The sequence below is a fragment of the Cronobacter sp. EKM101R genome, assembly GCF_963888145.1.
Taxonomy (GTDB): domain Bacteria; phylum Pseudomonadota; class Gammaproteobacteria; order Enterobacterales; family Enterobacteriaceae; genus Cronobacter; species Cronobacter turicensis.
The window spans coordinates 105,143-121,546 of record NZ_CAWPHW010000005.1 but is presented as its reverse complement, the minus strand read 5'-3'; the positions used below and the strand labels follow the sequence as shown (position 1 = coordinate 121,546).

18 protein-coding genes and 1 tRNA gene are annotated in these 16,404 nt (G+C 56.7%); 10 read left to right on the top strand and 9 right to left on the bottom strand.

Annotated features, from left to right (window positions below):
* Together AACV31_RS06365 and orn are read right to left on the bottom strand one after the other, a co-directional pair.
* A tRNA-Gly gene (locus AACV31_RS06365) sits at positions 1 to 76 on the bottom strand.
* Between the two features lie 167 nt (positions 77 to 243).
* The gene (gene orn, locus AACV31_RS06360; protein WP_165156583.1) at positions 244 to 789 is read right to left on the bottom strand and encodes an oligoribonuclease; all 546 of its coding nucleotides are present in this window, start codon (positions 787 to 789) and stop codon (positions 244 to 246) included.
* A gap of 112 nt (positions 790 to 901) precedes the next feature.
* On the opposite strand from orn, the gene rsgA reads away from it, so the two are divergent.
* From rsgA to mscM, 3 genes are all read left to right on the top strand, one after another.
* Positions 902 to 1,948, top strand: coding sequence for a small ribosomal subunit biogenesis GTPase RsgA (rsgA, locus tag AACV31_RS06355; protein ID WP_015742600.1), 1,047 nt, complete (start codon positions 902 to 904; stop codon positions 1,946 to 1,948).
* Between the two features lie 96 nt (positions 1,949 to 2,044).
* Positions 2,045 to 3,007, top strand: coding sequence for an archaetidylserine decarboxylase (gene asd, locus AACV31_RS06350; protein WP_075198901.1), 963 nt, complete (start codon positions 2,045 to 2,047; stop codon positions 3,005 to 3,007).
* Positions 3,008 to 3,024: 17 nt separating this feature from the next.
* On the top strand, positions 3,025 to 6,357 hold the full coding sequence (gene mscM, locus AACV31_RS06345) for a miniconductance mechanosensitive channel MscM (RefSeq protein WP_015742602.1): 3,333 nt from the start codon (positions 3,025 to 3,027) through the stop codon (positions 6,355 to 6,357).
* A gap of 172 nt (positions 6,358 to 6,529) precedes the next feature.
* Here mscM and AACV31_RS06340 read toward each other — a convergent pair whose 3' ends face one another.
* From AACV31_RS06340 to epmA, 3 genes are all read right to left on the bottom strand, one after another.
* The gene (locus tag AACV31_RS06340; protein WP_105581893.1) at positions 6,530 to 6,847 is read right to left on the bottom strand and encodes a YjeO family protein; all 318 of its coding nucleotides are present in this window, start codon (positions 6,845 to 6,847) and stop codon (positions 6,530 to 6,532) included.
* Positions 6,848 to 7,558: a hypothetical protein gene (locus AACV31_RS06335; RefSeq protein ID WP_105538262.1), complete on the bottom strand. Its 711-nt coding sequence runs from the start codon at positions 7,556 to 7,558 to the stop codon at positions 6,848 to 6,850.
* 304 nt (positions 7,559 to 7,862) lie between these two features.
* A complete protein-coding gene (gene epmA, locus AACV31_RS06330) occupies positions 7,863 to 8,840 on the bottom strand; it encodes an elongation factor P--(R)-beta-lysine ligase (protein ID WP_075198902.1) in 978 nt (325 codons plus the stop codon).
* Between the two features lie 302 nt (positions 8,841 to 9,142).
* Here epmA and frdA point away from each other — a divergent pair, with 302 nt between their 5' ends.
* From frdA to AACV31_RS06305, 5 genes are all read left to right on the top strand, one after another.
* On the top strand, positions 9,143 to 10,933 hold the full coding sequence (gene frdA / locus AACV31_RS06325; RefSeq protein ID WP_105538261.1) for a fumarate reductase (quinol) flavoprotein subunit: 1,791 nt from the start codon (positions 9,143 to 9,145) through the stop codon (positions 10,931 to 10,933).
* The gene (locus AACV31_RS06320; RefSeq protein ID WP_165156581.1) at positions 10,926 to 11,672 is read left to right on the top strand and encodes a succinate dehydrogenase/fumarate reductase iron-sulfur subunit; all 747 of its coding nucleotides are present in this window, start codon (positions 10,926 to 10,928) and stop codon (positions 11,670 to 11,672) included. The genes frdA and AACV31_RS06320 overlap by 8 nt, the downstream gene beginning before the upstream one ends.
* Positions 11,672 to 12,067, top strand: a complete 396-nt coding sequence (frdC, locus tag AACV31_RS06315; protein WP_161589528.1) for a fumarate reductase subunit FrdC — start codon at positions 11,672 to 11,674, stop codon at positions 12,065 to 12,067. Before AACV31_RS06320 ends, frdC begins: the two co-directional genes overlap by 1 nt.
* Positions 12,068 to 12,077: 10 nt before the next feature.
* Entirely contained in the window at positions 12,078 to 12,437 is a 360-nt protein-coding gene (gene frdD / locus AACV31_RS06310) for a fumarate reductase subunit FrdD (protein WP_075198906.1), read from the top strand.
* Positions 12,438 to 12,558: 121 nt separating this feature from the next.
* Entirely contained in the window at positions 12,559 to 13,092 is a 534-nt protein-coding gene (locus AACV31_RS06305; RefSeq protein ID WP_032805693.1) for a lipocalin family protein, read from the top strand.
* Here the strand turns inward: AACV31_RS06305 and sugE are convergent.
* Positions 13,089 to 13,406, bottom strand: a complete 318-nt coding sequence (gene sugE, locus AACV31_RS06300; protein WP_007702160.1) for a quaternary ammonium compound efflux SMR transporter SugE — start codon at positions 13,404 to 13,406, stop codon at positions 13,089 to 13,091. The two genes, AACV31_RS06305 and sugE, sit on opposite strands and share 4 nt — an antisense overlap.
* A 276-nt stretch (positions 13,407 to 13,682) precedes the next feature.
* Here sugE and AACV31_RS06295 point away from each other — a divergent pair, with 276 nt between their 5' ends.
* Positions 13,683 to 14,288 (top strand): response regulator transcription factor, encoded by a 606-nt coding sequence (locus AACV31_RS06295; protein ID WP_007764504.1) that lies wholly within the window; start codon positions 13,683 to 13,685, stop codon positions 14,286 to 14,288.
* Positions 14,289 to 14,328: 40 nt separating this feature from the next.
* Here AACV31_RS06295 and ecnB read toward each other — a convergent pair whose 3' ends face one another.
* The 3 genes from ecnB to efp all read right to left on the bottom strand — a co-directional run bounded on the left by ecnB (position 14,329) and on the right by efp (position 15,334).
* A complete protein-coding gene (gene ecnB / locus AACV31_RS06290) occupies positions 14,329 to 14,475 on the bottom strand; it encodes a lipoprotein toxin entericidin B (RefSeq protein WP_007678873.1) in 147 nt (48 codons plus the stop codon).
* Positions 14,476 to 14,577: 102 nt separating this feature from the next.
* Complete coding sequence (locus tag AACV31_RS06285) at positions 14,578 to 14,709, bottom strand: entericidin A/B family lipoprotein (RefSeq protein ID WP_007764507.1); 132 nt, start codon at positions 14,707 to 14,709, stop codon at positions 14,578 to 14,580.
* A 58-nt stretch (positions 14,710 to 14,767) separates the two neighbouring features.
* Positions 14,768 to 15,334 (bottom strand): elongation factor P, encoded by a 567-nt coding sequence (efp, locus tag AACV31_RS06280; protein WP_004386068.1) that lies wholly within the window; start codon positions 15,332 to 15,334, stop codon positions 14,768 to 14,770.
* A gap of 40 nt (positions 15,335 to 15,374) precedes the next feature.
* Here efp and epmB point away from each other — a divergent pair, with 40 nt between their 5' ends.
* Positions 15,375 to 16,403 (top strand): EF-P beta-lysylation protein EpmB, encoded by a 1,029-nt coding sequence (epmB, locus tag AACV31_RS06275; protein WP_165156579.1) that lies wholly within the window; start codon positions 15,375 to 15,377, stop codon positions 16,401 to 16,403.
* Position 16,404: the final 1 nt, after the last annotated feature.

Here is a 16,404-nt window from a genome sequence, read left to right as displayed (position 1 = left end):
TGGAGCGGGAAACGAGACTCGAACTCGCGACCCCGACCTTGGCAAGGTCGTGCTCTACCAACTGAGCTATTCCCGCTCTGCGTAATTCACATTTCTGTGTCGTTACGGGAGGCGCATTATACGAGAAATGATTTCTACCGCAACCCCTTAAACGCTTTTTTTCGTGATTTTTGTCTGACTGCTTTTTTATTCGCCAAAGCGATCACTTTATCAACAAAAGAGGGGCTTAGCCCCTCGTTGGCGTCACAGTTTAATAAAATGTTCGCGGTAATAAGCGAGTTCCGCCACCGATTCGCGGATGTCGTCCAGCGCCTGGTGGGTGTTTTGTTTCTTTAAGCCGTCGAGCACTGCCGGCTTCCAGCGGCGCGCCAGCTCTTTCAGCGTGCTCACATCGAGATAGCGGTAGTGGAAATACGCTTCCAGCTCCGGCATGTATTTAAACAGGAAGCGGCGATCCTGGCCGATACTGTTGCCGCAGATGGGCGATTTCCCGGCGGGCACCCACTGCTTAAGAAATTCGATCGTCGCCAGTTCCGCTTCGCGATCGCCCATCGTGCTCGCCTTAACGCGATCCACCAGCCCGCTGGCGGTATGGGTGCGCACGTTCCAGTCATCCATCAGCGCCAGCTGCTCGTCAGACTGATGTACGGCGATAACTGGTCCTTCCGCCAGGATATTCAGATTGGCATCGGTCACCAGGGTGGCTATCTCGATGATGCGATCCTGTCGCGGGTCGAGCCCGGTCATTTCAAGATCGATCCAAATGAGGTTGTTTTCATTGGCACTCATGCTATTTTCCATCCGTTATCGCGTCACGCTGGGGTGACAGGCAGTTAATTCATTTACAATAGCTGGTATCATAGAGGTTTTGCCCACCAGGGGCGACCAGGAGCCATTAAGATTGAGCAAAAATAAACTCTCCAAAGGTCAGCAACGCCGCGTGTCAGCGAACCATCAGCGCCGGCTCAAACAGACTCCGGAGAAAGCCGATCCCGACGACTCGCAATTTGGTGAGCCTCGCGACGGCCGCGTTATCAGTCGTTTTGGTCAGCATGCCGACGTCGAATCGTCTGACGGCGGGGTGCACCGTTGTAACATTCGCCGTACCATCCGCTCGCTGGTCACCGGCGATCGCGTCGTCTGGCGCCCGGCGAAAGAAAACGTCCAGGGCAAAGGCATTGTCGATGCGGTGCACGAGCGCACGTCTGTCCTGACGCGTCCGGACTTCTACGACGGCGTTAAGCCTATCGCCGCGAACATCGACCAAATCATCATCGTCTCAGCCATCCTGCCGGAGCTGTCGCTGAATATTATCGACCGCTATCTGGTGGCCTGCGAAACGCTGGACGTTGAACCGTTACTGGTCCTGAACAAGACCGACCTGCTTGATGAAAAGGGCCTTGCCTTCGTCAATGAGCAGATGGATATCTATCGCCGTATCGGCTATCGCGTCCTGCTGGTTTCCAGCTACAAAGACGAAGGGTTGAAAGAACTGGAAGAGGCGCTCATCGACCGCACCAGTATTTTCGCCGGGCAGTCGGGCGTGGGTAAATCGAGCCTGCTGAATAATCTGCTGGGCCTGAAGGACAATCAGATTCTGGTTAACGACGTGTCTGATAACTCCGGGCTTGGCCAGCACACCACCACCGCCTCGCGCCTCTACCACTTCCCCGGCGGCGGCGAAGTCATCGACTCGCCGGGCGTGCGCGAGTTCGGCCTGTGGCACCTTGAGCCGGAGCAGATAACCCAGGGCTTTATCGAATTCCACGACTACCTGGGTCTGTGCAAGTTCCGCGACTGTAAACACGGCAACGATCCTGGCTGCGCTATCCGCGAAGCCGTGGAGCGCGGCGACATCGCCGAAACCCGTTTCGATAACTATCACCGGATTCTGGAAAGCATGGCGCAGGTCAAAACGCGTAAAAACTTTTCCGAAAGCGACGACTGACAATGACGCCCGGCGTCGTTAGAATCAGCCCCTTTTTCTGACAGGCCCGGCGTTCAGCCGGGCCAGGAACGATGAAACACTGGCCTGGAGGCTACCTTGTTAAACGAAATCAAACTTTCGCTGCAATATATTCTGCCTAAACAGTGGCTCACCCGCCTTGCCGGCTGGGGCGCGAGCAAACGCGCAGGCTGGCTGACCAAACTGGTCATCGATCTGTTCGTGAAATACTACAAGGTCAATATGAGCGAGGCGCAGAAGCCCGATACCGCCAGCTACCGCACCTTTAACGAGTTTTTCGTGCGTCCGCTGCGTGATGAAGTTCGCCCGCTGAATACCGACCCGAACGTGCTGTCTATGCCGGCGGACGGCGTTATCAGCCAGCTCGGACGCATCGAAGGCGATAAGATTTTGCAGGCCAAAGGCCATAACTACACGCTGGAAGCGCTGCTGGCGGGCAACTATCTGATGGCCGATCTGTTCCGTAACGGCACCTTCGCGACCACTTACCTGTCGCCGCGTGACTATCACCGCGTGCATATGCCGTGCAACGGCATCCTGCGCGAAATGATCTACGTGCCGGGCGATCTCTTCTCGGTAAACCACCTGACCGCGCAGAACGTGCCGAACCTGTTCGCTCGTAACGAGCGCGTTATCTGCCTGTTCGACACCGAATTCGGACCGATGGCGCAAATTCTGGTAGGCGCGACGATTGTGGGGAGCATCGAAACCGTCTGGGCTGGCACCATCACCCCGCCGCGCGAAGGCATCATCAAGCGCTGGACGTACCCGGCGGGCGAAAGCGACGGCGCCGTGGCGCTGCTGAAAGGCCAGGAGATGGGCCGCTTTAAGCTGGGCTCTACGGTTATCAACCTGTTCGCGCCGGGCAAAGTGGAGCTGGTCGAGCATCTGCAAAGCCTCTCCGTCACTCGTCTGGGCGAGCCGCTCGCGGTTTCGGTTGATGCGATCGCAGCCGACGTCGCGCCTGCGGTGATTTCAGCCGAAGAAGCTGAAGCCGAGCGCGATGCCAACCCACTGGTAGATAACGACCACGACCGTTAAGAAAAAGGTAAAATGACGTGCGCCTGATCCTTTACGTGCTGCTGGCCTGGAGCCTGAGCTTTTGGGCGAACGCCGCGACAGCGCCTGATGAAAAACAGATAGCGCAGGAGCTGGAGCAGGCCAAAGCGGCCAAGAACCAGCCCGATCAGGCGCAAGTGGTTGAAGCCTTACAATCTGCGCAAAACGCGCTTGAGGAGCGAAAAGCCTCCCTTGAGCGCGCAAAGCAATATCAGCAGGTTATCGATAACTTCCCAAAGTTATCGCAGTCGCTGCGCCAGCAACTCAACAACCTGCGCGATGAGCCGCGCCGCGTGCCTACGGGGCTTACCACCGACGCGCTCAATCAGGAGATCCTCCAGGTCAGCAGTCAGCTGCTGGAGAAAAGCCGTGAAGCGCAGCAGGAGCAGGATCGCGCGCGTGAAATCGCCGACTCCTTAAGCCAGCTTCCCCAGCAACAAACCGACGCGCGCCGTCAGCTTAACGACATGGAACGCCGCGCGGGCGCGCCGACCGGCTCCAGTGCGCTCGGGGCCGCGCAGCTTCTCAGCCAGCAGGCCGAATCGGCCCAACTCAAAGCCCGCGTTGACGAACTCGAACTCGCCCAGCTCTCCGCCAGCAACCGCCAGGAACTGGCGCGCCTGCGCGCCGAGCTCGCGCAAAAGCAAAGCGAACAGCTTGATGCTTATCTCCAGGCGCTGCGCAATCAGCTTAACAGCCAGCGCCAGCAGGAGGCCGAGCGCGCGCTGGAAAGCACCGAGCTGCTGGCCGAGAACAGCGCCAATCTGCCTCCGGCGATTGTCGAGCAGTTCAACGTCAACCGCGAACTGTCGCGCGCGCTGAACCAGCAGGCGCAGCGCATGGATCTGGTCGCGTCCCAACAGCGTCAGGCCACCAGCCAGACCATGCAGGTGCGCCAGGCGTTAACCACGCTGCGTGAACAGTCGCAGTGGCTCGGCGTTTCCAACGTGCTTGGCGAGGCGCTGCGCGCGCAGGTGTCGCGCCTGCCGGAGATGCCAAAGCTTCAGCAGCTCGATACCGAAATGGCCCAGCTGCGCGTCCATCGCCTGCGCTATGAAGATCAGCTCAACAAGCAGCCGCAGTTGCGCCAGTTGCGCCAGACGGACGGCAAACCGCTGACGGCGGAGCAGAACCGTATTCTTGAGGCGCAGTTGCGCACCCAGCGCGAACTGCTCGGCTCTCTGTTGCAGGGCGGCGATACGTTAATCCTTGAGCTTACCAAGCTGAAAGTCGCGAACAGCCAGCTTGAGGACGCGCTGAAAGAAGTCAACGAGGCGACGCACCGCTATCTGTTCTGGACCGCCGACGTCAGCCCGCTCAGCATCAGCTGGCCGGTGGATATCGTGCAGGATTTGCGCCGTCTTATCTCGCTCGACTCTTTCGGCCAGCTTGGCAAAGCCGCCGTGATGATGGTGACCAGCAAAGAAACGCTGCTGCCGTTGTTTGGCGCGCTGTTGCTGGTGGGCTTTAGCATCAGCTCCCGCCGTCACTTTGCGGCGTTTCTGGAGCGTTCCAGCGCGCGGGTCGGTAAAGTCACGCAGGACCACTTCTGGCTGACGCTGCGCACGGTCTTCTGGTCGATTCTGGTGGCGTCGCCGCTGCCGGTGCTGTGGGCGACGCTCGGCTATGGCCTTCGCGAAGCCTGGCCCTACCCTATCGCCGTGGCGGTCGGCGACGGCGTCACCGCCACGGTGCCGCTGCTGTGGGTCGTGATGATTTCAGCCGCCTTCGCGCGTCCCAATGGCCTGTTTACCACGCATTTCGGCTGGCCGCGCAACCGCGTCGCCCGCGCGATGCGCTACTACCTGATGAGCATCGGCTTTATCGTGCCGCTCATCATGGCGCTGATTACCTTCGATAATCTCAACGACCGCGAATTTTCCGGCTCGCTGGGTCGGCTCTGCTTTGTGCTTATCTGCGGCGCGCTGGCGATCGTCACGCTCAGCCTCAAGCGCGCGGGCATCCCGCTCTATCTCGATAACGAAGGCAACGGCGATAACTGGGTCAACCGGCTGCTGTGGAACATGATGCTGTGCGCGCCGCTGATGGCGATCCTCGCCGCAGCCGTCGGGTATCTCGCAACCGCGCAGGCGCTGCTGGCGCGTCTGGAGACCTCCGTCGCCATCTGGTTCCTGCTGCTGGTGATTTACCACATCATCCGCCGCTGGATGCTTATTCAGCGCCGTCGCCTGGCCTTTGACCGCGCCCGCTCGCGTCGTGCGGAAATTCTGGCTCAGCGCGCCCGCGGCGAAGAAGAACCGCATCACGGGCACAGCACCGAAGGCAGCGTGGAGGTGGAAGTCGCAGAGCTTGATCTCGATGCGATCAGCGCCCAGTCGCTGCGCCTGGTGCGTTCGATCCTGACGCTTATCGCGCTGCTGTCTGTGATTGTGCTGTGGTCGGAAATCCACTCGGCTTTCGGGTTCCTTGAGAATATTTCGCTGTGGGACGTCACCTCGACCGTGCAGGGCGTTGAGAGTATTGAGCCGATCACGCTTGGCGCGGTGCTGATCGCCATTCTGGTGTTTATCGTCACCACGCAACTAGTGCGTAATCTGCCTGCGCTGCTGGAGCTGGTGGTGCTGCAACACCTGGAACTGACGCCTGGCACCGGCTACGCCATCACCACCATCACCAAATATTTGCTGATGCTGATTGGCGGCCTGGTGGGCTTCTCCATGATTGGCATTGAGTGGTCGAAGCTGCAATGGCTGGTGGCGGCGCTCGGCGTCGGGCTCGGCTTCGGTTTGCAGGAGATTTTCGCCAACTTTATCTCCGGCCTGATTATTCTCTTTGAGAAACCGATCCGCATCGGCGATACGGTGACGATTCGCGATTTAACCGGCAGCGTGACGCGTATTAATACCCGCGCCACCACCATCAGCGACTGGGACCGTAAAGAGATTATCGTGCCCAATAAGGCGTTTATCACCGAGCAGTTTATCAACTGGTCGCTCTCGGATTCGGTCACGCGTGTGGTGCTGACGGTGCCTGCGCCGTCGGATGCCAACAGCGAAGAGGTGACGCAGATACTCTATCGCGCCGCCGAGAAGTGTTCGTATGTGATTGATAACCCGCCGCCGGAAGTGTTTCTGGTCGATTTGCAGCAGGGTATTCAGCTCTTTGAGCTGCGTATTCACGCCGCTGAAATGGGACACCGTATGCCGCTGCGCCACGAAATTCATCAGCTGATTTTGCAGGGCTTTCGCGAGCACGGCATCGAAATGCCGTTCCCGCCGTTCCAGATGCGTCTGGAGACTCTCGACGGCAAGCGCATGGCGCGAACGTTAAGCTCAGCCGGGCGCACTACCCGCACGCCGGGAAGCATGTAACGAAAAAGGAGCCTTTCGGCTCCTTTTTTATGGCGGTGATTCTTTTGTGAGTCGTTTAGTAAAGGTGGGTGCGCTTCGCTTACCCACCCTACAAAGGTTGATATCGTTTTAACAGGGCGGGTAATCGACGCGCACCTGCATCTGATAAAAGCCAGTATGGATCCGTTGATTGTTACCACAGACAAAGCTGATAACGGATAAAAAATCGCCATAGCCAATAACCAGCAATAGCCAGTGTCGTTAGCCAGATAAGCCAGTGGTGGTTTTTTTTAACAAAAAATGCATAAATCGCGGGAAAAAACACGGGCAGCGTAAAAATACCCCCTGTATCACGTGAATCATCATACTCAATGAAATAAACAAGGTCACAAATGTTTTTAATTTCACCCTGTCCTATCCACCATTCTTTATCCTGAACAGAAAACACAATCACCCAGCCTATAGAAACGCCAAACCATATTACACACAATGTTAATAGCTTATAGTTCATTTAGCGTCCATTTAATATTTGCATGATGGTTTCTTTCTTTTCAAGAATACGCCGACCATATTCGCTATACTCACGTGATGGCGTGCCGACAGGAGAATGTATTGAGTTCGCTATATCGTTACGGTTTCTTTGTCTACCCCGATTATAACGAGAGCCAGCAACAACGATTTGTTCATCTGTTAAAACCGAAGTATTAGCCCCAGGGTTGTCATACAGTATCAAATCATGCAAATGAAAAGCAACGACACGGATATTAAATTCATTATTTAATAAACACTGAGCAAGCCTGAATTGTTGAAAATGATCTAATTCATTAGGGTCAATACCTAACGTTTCAGCGGCAACGCCTAACTGAATGGCGATAGAGCCTACCGATGTTTGATTAGAGTATTTGTTTTTTTGTTGGGTGATTTCATCGAATACTTGCTTAGCCTGTAGTACACCTATTCCCTTAAATACCTCAGGCGTTCCTCCGACCTCAGCCACGGCCACTCCAGCCAATAACAACTCAGGAACTTCCGCTTCTTTTGCATATTTCTTAATAAGCTCGCGATAATATACTAGCCAGGATGTTTTATAGAGCCATAGATATGCGTTGCCTGTCATGTAATGCCAGTTTGTAGGCATTGCATACCACCGAAAAAGGTCGAGACCGTTCCAGTGAGGAAAGCCATATTCATCAACCTCACAAAATAACAGTAAATCATTCATTATAAAAATAACCTCCTTGTTAATTCAGCACAGTTCATACCATCTTAAGCAAAGAGGAACAAATAAACATGTTTTACGCAATAAATGTTGAAGAGTTTGAGATTTATATAAATATGAAGCCGTACAGAAGTACGTAAGAGGTGGGTGTGCTTCGCTTACCCACCCTACAAAGGCGAATTAAGCCTTATCGAACACCGTAGGGCGGGTAAGCGCAGCGCACCCACCCTACAAGGGGAATTAAGCTTTATCTAACATCGTAGGGCGGGTAAGCGCAGCGCACCCGCCACAGGTAAGTATTCAGCCGTTACGCCCGATCAACCGTAAAGGCGATCACGTCCGCCAGGCTCTCCGCGCCCAGCGCCAGCATAATCAGGCGATCCACGCCCAGCGCCACGCCGGAACAATCCGGCAGGCCCGCTTTTAGCGCTTCCAGCAAGTTGTAGTCCACCGGTTGCTGCGGCAGACCGCGCTGGAGGCGCTTGCGATTATCCTGCTCGAAACGCTGCTGCTGTTCGCGCGCGTCGGTCAGCTCATGGAAACCATTCGCCAGCTCAATGCCTTTGTAATAGACCTCGAAACGCTCCGCCACACGGTGATCTTCGGTGCTGATTTGCGCGAGCGCCGCCTGGCTTGCCGGGAAATGATAAACAAACACCGGGCGATCTTTACCGATATGCGGCTCAACGCCCATGGAGAACAGCAGTTGCAGCAACGTATCGCGATCTTCTTCGGTATCCGCGATATTGCTCAGATCAAGCTTCGCCGCCACCTCACGCAACTGGGTTTTATCCGCCGACAGCGGATCTATCTCCAGATGACGCTGGAAGGCCTGCTGGTAGGAGATCGTCTCGGCGGGCTGGCAGTCCAGCACCTGTTGCAGGAGATCGTCCACCTCGTTCATCAGGCGGTACATATCATAATGCGGGCGATACCACTCCAGCATGGTGAATTCCGGGTTGTGGTGACGTCCCATCTCTTCATTGCGAAAACTGCGGCACAGTTGGTACACCGGCCCACACCCTGCCGCCAGCAGGCGCTTCATATGGTATTCCGGGCTGGTCATCAGATAGAGATTGATCCCCTGGGAATGGCCGGGGCCGACGAAACGCGTTTCGAACGGGAACAGGTGAATATCGGTTACCGTCGCCTGGCTCATGCAGGGGGTTTCCACCTCCAGAACGCCGCGGTCCGCGAAAAAGCGGCGGATTTCCGCCATGATGGCGGCGCGTTTTAACAGGTTGGGGATGGATGCGCTCGGCTGCCAGGTGGCCGTCTCGCTCATGGTACTTTCTCCGTCGTCAAACAAGGGCACGAAGTCTACTCGTATCCCGTTCGCCAGACAAATTTTGCGCACATTCTCCCTCCCGCGCACCGGCTTTGCATTTTGTGAGCCACTTCAATTAACCCACAGGGTAAAAGGCGCCGTAACGCCCCAAAAAATCGAACACATCAAATTTCCCCTTTGGGGCTAAGGTTATACTCAGCTACCCAAAAAGGAGCAGGGGAACGCTTTACCCCCGCGCAGCCCCGAGTTTTCACCTTTGTTACCGCGCGGTGGGAATAACTAAAACCCGGAGGAATGTCGTGCATACTTTTCAAGCCGATCTCGCCATTATCGGTGCCGGCGGCGCGGGACTGCGGGCAGCCATTGCGGCGGCCGAGCGTAATCCCAACGCTAAAATCGCACTGATTTCAAAAGTCTATCCCATGCGCAGCCATACCGTCGCCGCTGAAGGCGGTTCGGCGGCCGTCGCGCAGGATCATGACAGTTTTGAGTATCACTTCCACGACACCGTCGCCGGCGGCGACTGGCTGTGCGAGCAAGACGTGGTGGACTATTTCGTTAAGCACTGCCCGCGCGAAATGACTCAGCTTGAGCAGTGGGGTTGCCCGTGGAGCCGCCGCCCGGACGGCTCGGTTAACGTCAGACGCTTTGGCGGCATGAAAATCGAGCGCACCTGGTTTGCCGCCGATAAAACCGGCTTCCATATGCTCCACACCCTGTTCCAGACCTCCCTGCAATTCCCGCAAATCCAGCGCTTCGACGAACATTTTGTTCTCGATATTCTGGTGGACGACGGCCAGGCCCGCGGCCTGGTGGCGATGAACATGATGGAAGGCACGCTCGTGCAGATCCGCGCGAACGCGGTGGTGATGGCGACCGGCGGCGCGGGGCGCGTCTATCGCTACAACACCAACGGCGGCATCGTCACCGGCGACGGTATGGGCATGGCGCTGGCGCACGGCGTGCCGCTGCGCGATATGGAATTCGTGCAGTACCACCCGACCGGCCTGCCGGGCTCCGGCATCCTGATGACGGAAGGCTGTCGCGGCGAAGGCGGCATCCTGGTGAATAAAAACGGCTACCGCTACCTGCAGGATTACGGCATGGGGCCGGAAACGCCGCTCGGCGAGCCGAAGAACAAATATATGGAGCTTGGGCCGCGCGATAAAGTGTCGCAGGCCTTCTGGCACGAGTGGCGCAAAGGCAACACCATCTCCACGCCACGCGGCGATGTGGTGTATCTCGATCTGCGCCACCTCGGCGAGAAAAAACTGCTGGAACGGTTGCCGTTCATTTGCGAGCTGGCGAAAGCCTACGTGGGCGTCGACCCGGTAAAAGAGCCGATCCCGGTACGCCCGACGGCGCATTACACCATGGGTGGCATCGAAACCAATCAGCAGTGCGAAACCCGCATCAAAGGGCTGTTTGCCGTCGGTGAATGCTCATCCGTGGGGCTGCATGGCGCTAACCGCCTCGGCTCGAACTCGCTGGCGGAGCTGGTAGTGTTTGGTCAACTGGCGGGTACGCAGGCGATGGATCGCGCAATGGAAACGACATCCGCCCGCGACGACGCGCTGAACGCGCAGGCCGCGGATGTCGAAGCGCGCCTGCATACGCTGGTTCACCAGGAAGGCAATGAAAGCTGGGCGAAAATCCGCGACGAAATGGGCCTGTCGATGGAAGAAGGCTGCGGCATTTACCGCACGCCGGAGCTGATGCAGAAAACCATCGATAAGCTGGCGGAGCTGCAGGAGCGCTTTAAGCGCGTGCGCATCAGCGATACCTCCAGCGTCTTCAATACCGATTTGCTCTACACCATTGAGCTTGGTCACGGCCTGAATGTCGCTGAATGTATGGCGCACTCCGCGATGGCGCGTAAAGAGTCGCGCGGCGCGCATCAGCGCCTTGATGACGGCTGCACCGAGCGCGACGACGTTAACTTTTTGCGTCATACCCTCGCCTTCCGCGACGCTGACGGTACGACTCGCCTCGATTACAGCGACGTGAAGATTACCACCCTGCCTCCGGCGAAACGCGTGTATGGCGCGGAATCGGAAGCGGCCGATAAAAAGGAGACGGCGAATGGCTGAGATGAACACGCTACGCATTGAAGTGGTGCGTTATAACCCGGAAACCGATAACGCGCCGCACAGCGCGTTTTACGACGTGCCCTGGGATGAACAGACGTCGCTGCTGGACGCGCTCGGCTATATCAAAGACAACCTGGCGCCGGATTTAAGCTATCGCTGGTCATGCCGCATGGCTATCTGCGGCTCCTGCGGGATGATGGTCAACCGCGTGCCGAAACTCGCCTGCAAAACCTTCCTGCGCGACTACACCGCCGGCATGAAAGTCGAGGCGCTGGCGAATTTCCCGATCGAGCGTGATTTAGTGGTCGATATGACCCACTTTATCGAGAGCCTTGAGGCCATTAAACCCTATATCATCGGCAACCCGCGCACGCCGGACCAGGGGCCGAACACCCAGACGCCGGCGCAGATGGCGAAATACCATCAGTTCTCCGGCTGCATCAACTGCGGCCTGTGCTATGCCGCCTGCCCGCAGTTCGGCCTGAACCCGGAGTTTATCGGCCCGGCGGCGATTACGCTCGCGCACCGCTATAACCTCGACAATCGCGATAAGGGCCAGAAAGCGCGCATGCCGCAGCTCAACAGCCAGAACGGCGTCTGGACCTGTACGTTCGTCGGCTTCTGCTCGGAAGTCTGCCCGAAACATGTCGACCCGGCCGCGGCTATCCAGCAGAGCAAAGTGGAGAGCTCGAAGGATTTCTTAATCGCCATGCTGAAACCCGGCGCAAGGAGTGAATAATGACCTCGAAACGTAAGCCTTATGTACGGACGATGGAATCAGGCTGGTGGAAACAGCTGCCCTTCTACCGCTTTTACATGCTGCGCGAAGGCACCTCGGTGCCCGCCGTCTGGTTCAGCATGGTGCTGATTTACGGCCTGTTCGCGCTCAAGCATGGCCCGGAGAGCTGGGCCGGTTTTGTCGGTTTCCTGCAAAACCCTGTCGTGGTGTTACTGAACATCATCACGTTGCTGGCGGCGCTGCTGCATACCAAAACCTGGTTTGAACTGGCGCCGAAAGCCGCCATCGTCGTGGTGAAAGACGAAAAAATGGGGCCAGAGCCGGTGATCCGCGGGCTGTGGGGCGTGACGGCTATCGTCACGATTGTCGTGCTGTTTATCGCCCTGGCCTGGTAAGGAGGATATCGTGATTAATCAACACCCGAAACGTTCCGACGAACCGGTATTCTGGGGCCTGTTTGGCGCAGGCGGCATGTGGTGCGCGATTGTCGCGCCGGTAATCATCCTGCTGGTGGGGATTCTGCTGCCGCTCGGCATGGGGCCGGAAGGCGCGTTCAGCTATGAACGTGTGCTGGCTTTCGCCCAGAGCTGGGTGGGCCGGCTGTTTCTGTTCCTGATGATTGTGCTGCCGCTGTGGTGCGGATTGCACCGTATTCACCACGGCATGCACGACCTGAAAATCCATGTCCCGGCCGGGAAATGGGTTTTCTACGGCCTGGCGGCTATCCTGACGGTCGTGACGCTGATTGGCGTGATAACGCTCTGACATTTCTCGCCGCTTCTTCGGGAGCGGCGCTTTCCCGTCTCACTATTTCTTTTCCCTGCTATTACAAAAGCGCAACGGGCATCTACACTTAGCTGTAAAACAGAAGGATCCCGCCATGCGTATTCGACTACTCCCTGTTGTAGCTACCGTCGCGACCGCGGCACTGCTGGTCGCCTGCAGCACCCCTACTCCGCCGAGCGGTGTGAGGGTCGTGGAAGATTTTAACGTTAACCGCTATCTCGGTACGTGGTATGAAATCGCGCGCTTTGACCACCGCTTTGAGCGCGGCCTGGAGCAGGTCACCGCGACTTACAGCCTGCGTGGCGACGGCGGCCTGAACGTCATCAATCGCGGCTTTAACCCGGATCGCAATAAATGGCAGCAGAGCGAAGGTAAAGCGTACTTCACCGGCAATACCCGTCGCGCCGCGCTGAAGGTTTCGTTCTTCGGCCCGTTCTACGGCGGGTATAACATTATTGCGCTGGATAAAGATTACCAGCACGCGCTGATCTGCGGGCCGGATCGCAGCTATCTGTGGATCCTCTCCCGCACGCCGACGATCAGTAAGCAAGTGAAAGAGGATCTGCTGGATTCCGCCACCCGTCAGGGCTTCCCGGTGGAAAAACTGATTTGGGTAAACCAGCGCGCCCGCTAGTGGGTGCTGAGCTTCAGGCCAATTATCCCCGCGACGATAAGCCCCAGGCTTATCAGCCTCGCGGGGCTTGCCGATTCACCTAATAGCAGAATGCCGGTGATGGCAGCGCCCACCGCCCCGATCCCCGTCCAGACGGCGTAGGCCGTGCCGGTTGGCAGGCTTTTCATCGCCCATGAGAGCAGCACAATGCTGACGATCATCGCCGAAACGGTGATGAGGCTTGGCACAACACGTGTAAACCCGTGGGTGTATTTCAGGCCGACGGCCCAGACCACTTCCAGAAGACCGGCGATAAACAGAACGAACCAGGACATATTCAGCTCCAGGTTTTTGGGGCCGTCCCCGTTCAACATGACGCGCTTGCAGGTCGTCCCGCAAGGCCAGGTGATTAAACAGCGCGATCATCCCTTCTCTCTGCGCGTTTTGCAACCGTGTTTTGTCTAAACCAACGGATTCTCGTGAGTTAAGCCAGGAAATAGCCGCGATTGTGCGCGTACATCACGGGTTCAGTTAGCAATAAATCTCCCTATGATGAAACACTTTCCTGCTGGCTTCAGCAGGGCCTTCTTCTCTCCATAATGAATCCGAGCATGTATAAAATTTTACTGGTTGACCGCTGTCATTTCAGCCGTACCGGGCTCGAAAGCTGGCTCAATCACGCTGAAGATTTCGCTGCGCCGTTCCATGTGACGGCAACCGATCATTTGCTGCGCGCGCGCGAACTTCTTATTCAGTGGCAGCCCAATATGGTGATTGCCGATCTTCACGGATTTATGGGAGATGTTCACCACGTAAATCAGTTCTCCTCGATTTTTGCCGCTTGCGGCAACACCACGCGTCTTATTCTGCTGCAAAGCGGCCACTCAGACGTGCTGGATGATTATTGCTCGCAACAAATTACCTGGCGCATTGTGAATAAAAATATTCCGCTGCGTGAGCTGGGCCAGATGATTGGCAAAGCGCTGATGTCCCGCCCGCCATTCGGTGAGCCTAAAACGGTGACGCCGCTGCTGACGCTGCGTGAAGAGCGCATTCTGGAGTGGTGGAGCGTAGGAATGAGTAATGAGGAGATTGCGCGCAAAATGGGGATCGCCGTAAAAACGGTTTACACTTATAAACGCAATATTCGTATGAAACTGGGCGCCGATAACCGCTTTTCGCTGTTCGTGCCGCTGCCGGAGATGTGCGCGCGATAACGGTACGACGCCTGAAGGAGCCGTACCGTCGTCGCAAAGATTACTGCGATGCGCGCGTTGCGGCGCCAGAAATCGCGTTGCCGCCGTCCTGAATGTCTTCGCCCACGCCACGAGTGGTGTTACAGGCCGTCAACAGTGAAGAAAGGACCAGTGCTGAAAAGAGCGCCGCAATTGTTTTCTTAACCATAATCTCTTCCTTTTATTGCCTAAGTTATTTGTGTATAGCTATTTAAGCATAGACAAAAACTGACACGCTGGCGGAAGGAAACGATTTTTAGGAACAGAAGAACTATTTTGCCGCGCGCTCAATCGCGCCGCCGAGATGCTGAATATCTTCGCCAAAGCCGCGGGCCGTATTACAGGCGCTCGTAAGCGAACAAAGCAGCAGAATTAAAAGGGAACGTAACAGCGGGGTTTTCATGGGGCGGTCTCTGCAAATATGCGGCGTGGCGACACCACGCCGCAGATAACAGTCGAAATTATTTTACGCGGGAAACGTATTCACCAGAGCGGGTATCCACTTTGATGACTTCGCCGATCTGTACGAACAGCGGTACTTTTACCACAGCGCCGGTAGACAGGGTCGCCGGTTTGCCGCCGGTGCCCGCGGTATCGCCTTTCAGGCCCGGATCGGTATCAACGATTTCCAGCTCTACGAAGTTCGGCGGAGTCACGGAGATCGGCTGGCCGTTCCACAGGGTCACGATGCACTCAGCCTGGTCCAGCAGCCATTTAGCGTTGTCGCCAACCGCTTTCGCGTCCGCGGCCAGCTGTTCGAAGGTTTCGTTGTTCATGAAGTGCCAGAACTCACCGTCGTTGTAGAGGTAAGTCAGGTTCATATCCACAACGTCAGCGCCTTCGGCGGAGTCGGTGGATTTAAAGGTTTTCTCAACGCGGGAACCGGTCAGCAGACGGCGCAGCTTAACGCGCGCAAACGCCTGACCTTTACCCGGCTTAACGAATTCGCTGGATTCAACGGCGTACGGTTCGCCGTCCATCATGATTTTAAGACCGGCACGAAAATCGTTGCTAGAATAAGTCGCCATAAGGCCCTCTGAAATTGTTAACTGGTAGCTAAGCCACAAAATGGCGCATATTGTAACCCTAAAAACCCCATCCCGAGAAGATTGGTTATCGCAACTTGCCGATGTTATCACCGATCCCGACGAGCTCCTGCACCTTCTCAATATAGACGCCAGTGAAGAATTGCTGGCAGGCCGCGACGCGCGCCGGTTATTTGCGCTGCGCGTACCGCGGGCATTCGCCGCGCGGATGGAAAAAGGCAACCCGCAGGATCCGCTGCTGCGCCAGGTATTGACCTCGCGCGAGGAGTTTGTCGCGGCGCCCGGTTTTACCACCGATCCGCTTGAAGAGCAAAACAGTGTGGTGCCTGGCCTTTTGCATAAATACCACAACCGCGCGCTGCTGCTGGTGAAAGGCGGCTGCGCGGTGAACTGCCGCTACTGCTTCCGCCGTCATTTTCCGTATGCGGATAACCAGGGGAATAAGCGCAACTGGCAGGCCGCGCTGGATTACATTGCCACGCACCCGGAGCTGGATGAAATTATTTTCTCCGGCGGCGACCCGCTGATGGCGAAAGATCACGAGCTGGAATGGCTGGTGGCGAATATTGAGTCGATCCCTCACATTAAGCGCCTGCGTATCCACAGCCGTCTGCCGATCGTGATCCCGGCGCGTATTACCGATGCGCTGGTCCGGCTGCTCGGCGAGACGCGGTTACAGGTGCTCCTAGTGAACCATATCAACCATGCGCAGGAAATTGACGACGCGTTTCGCGCGGGAATGACGAAACTGCGCGCGGCAGGCGTTACGCTGCTCAACCAGAGCGTGCTGCTGAAAGGCGTAAACGATAACGCCGCGACGCTGGCGGCGCTGAGTAATGCGTTATTTGATGCAGGCGTGATGCCTTATTACCTGCATGTGCTGGATAAAGTGCAAGGCGCAGCGCATTTTATGGTGAGCGACGACGAAGCCCGGGCAATTATGCGCGAGCTGTTGTCGCAGGTATCGGGTTATCTGGTGCCGAAGCTCGCGCGTGAAATCGGCGGCGAGCCGAGCAAAACACCGCTGGATTTGCAGTTGCGGCAACGTTGAT

Excerpts from the sequence above, each read along its gene's own strand:
- epmB (WP_165156579.1), top strand. The coding sequence starts at position 15,375 with ATGGCGCATATTGTAACCCTAAAAACCCCATCCCGAGAAGATTGGTTA.
- AACV31_RS06295 (WP_007764504.1), top strand. The coding sequence starts at position 13,683 with ATGTATAAAATTTTACTGGTTGACCGCTGTCATTTCAGCCGTACCGGG.
- AACV31_RS06285 (WP_007764507.1), bottom strand. The coding sequence starts at position 14,709 with ATGAAAACCCCGCTGTTACGTTCCCTTTTAATTCTGCTGCTTTGTTCG.
- orn (WP_165156583.1), bottom strand. The coding sequence starts at position 789 with ATGAGTGCCAATGAAAACAACCTCATTTGGATCGATCTTGAAATGACC.
- AACV31_RS06340 (WP_105581893.1), bottom strand. The coding sequence starts at position 6,847 with ATGAACTATAAGCTATTAACATTGTGTGTAATATGGTTTGGCGTTTCT.
- sugE (WP_007702160.1), bottom strand. The coding sequence starts at position 13,406 with ATGTCCTGGTTCGTTCTGTTTATCGCCGGTCTTCTGGAAGTGGTCTGG.
- ecnB (WP_007678873.1), bottom strand. The coding sequence starts at position 14,475 with ATGGTTAAGAAAACAATTGCGGCGCTCTTTTCAGCACTGGTCCTTTCT.
- frdC (WP_161589528.1), top strand. The coding sequence starts at position 11,672 with ATGACCTCGAAACGTAAGCCTTATGTACGGACGATGGAATCAGGCTGG.
- AACV31_RS06320 (WP_165156581.1), top strand. The coding sequence starts at position 10,926 with ATGGCTGAGATGAACACGCTACGCATTGAAGTGGTGCGTTATAACCCG.
- efp (WP_004386068.1), bottom strand. The coding sequence starts at position 15,334 with ATGGCGACTTATTCTAGCAACGATTTTCGTGCCGGTCTTAAAATCATG.
- AACV31_RS06335 (WP_105538262.1), bottom strand. The coding sequence starts at position 7,558 with ATGAATGATTTACTGTTATTTTGTGAGGTTGATGAATATGGCTTTCCT.
- epmA (WP_075198902.1), bottom strand. The coding sequence starts at position 8,840 with ATGAGCGAGACGGCCACCTGGCAGCCGAGCGCATCCATCCCCAACCTG.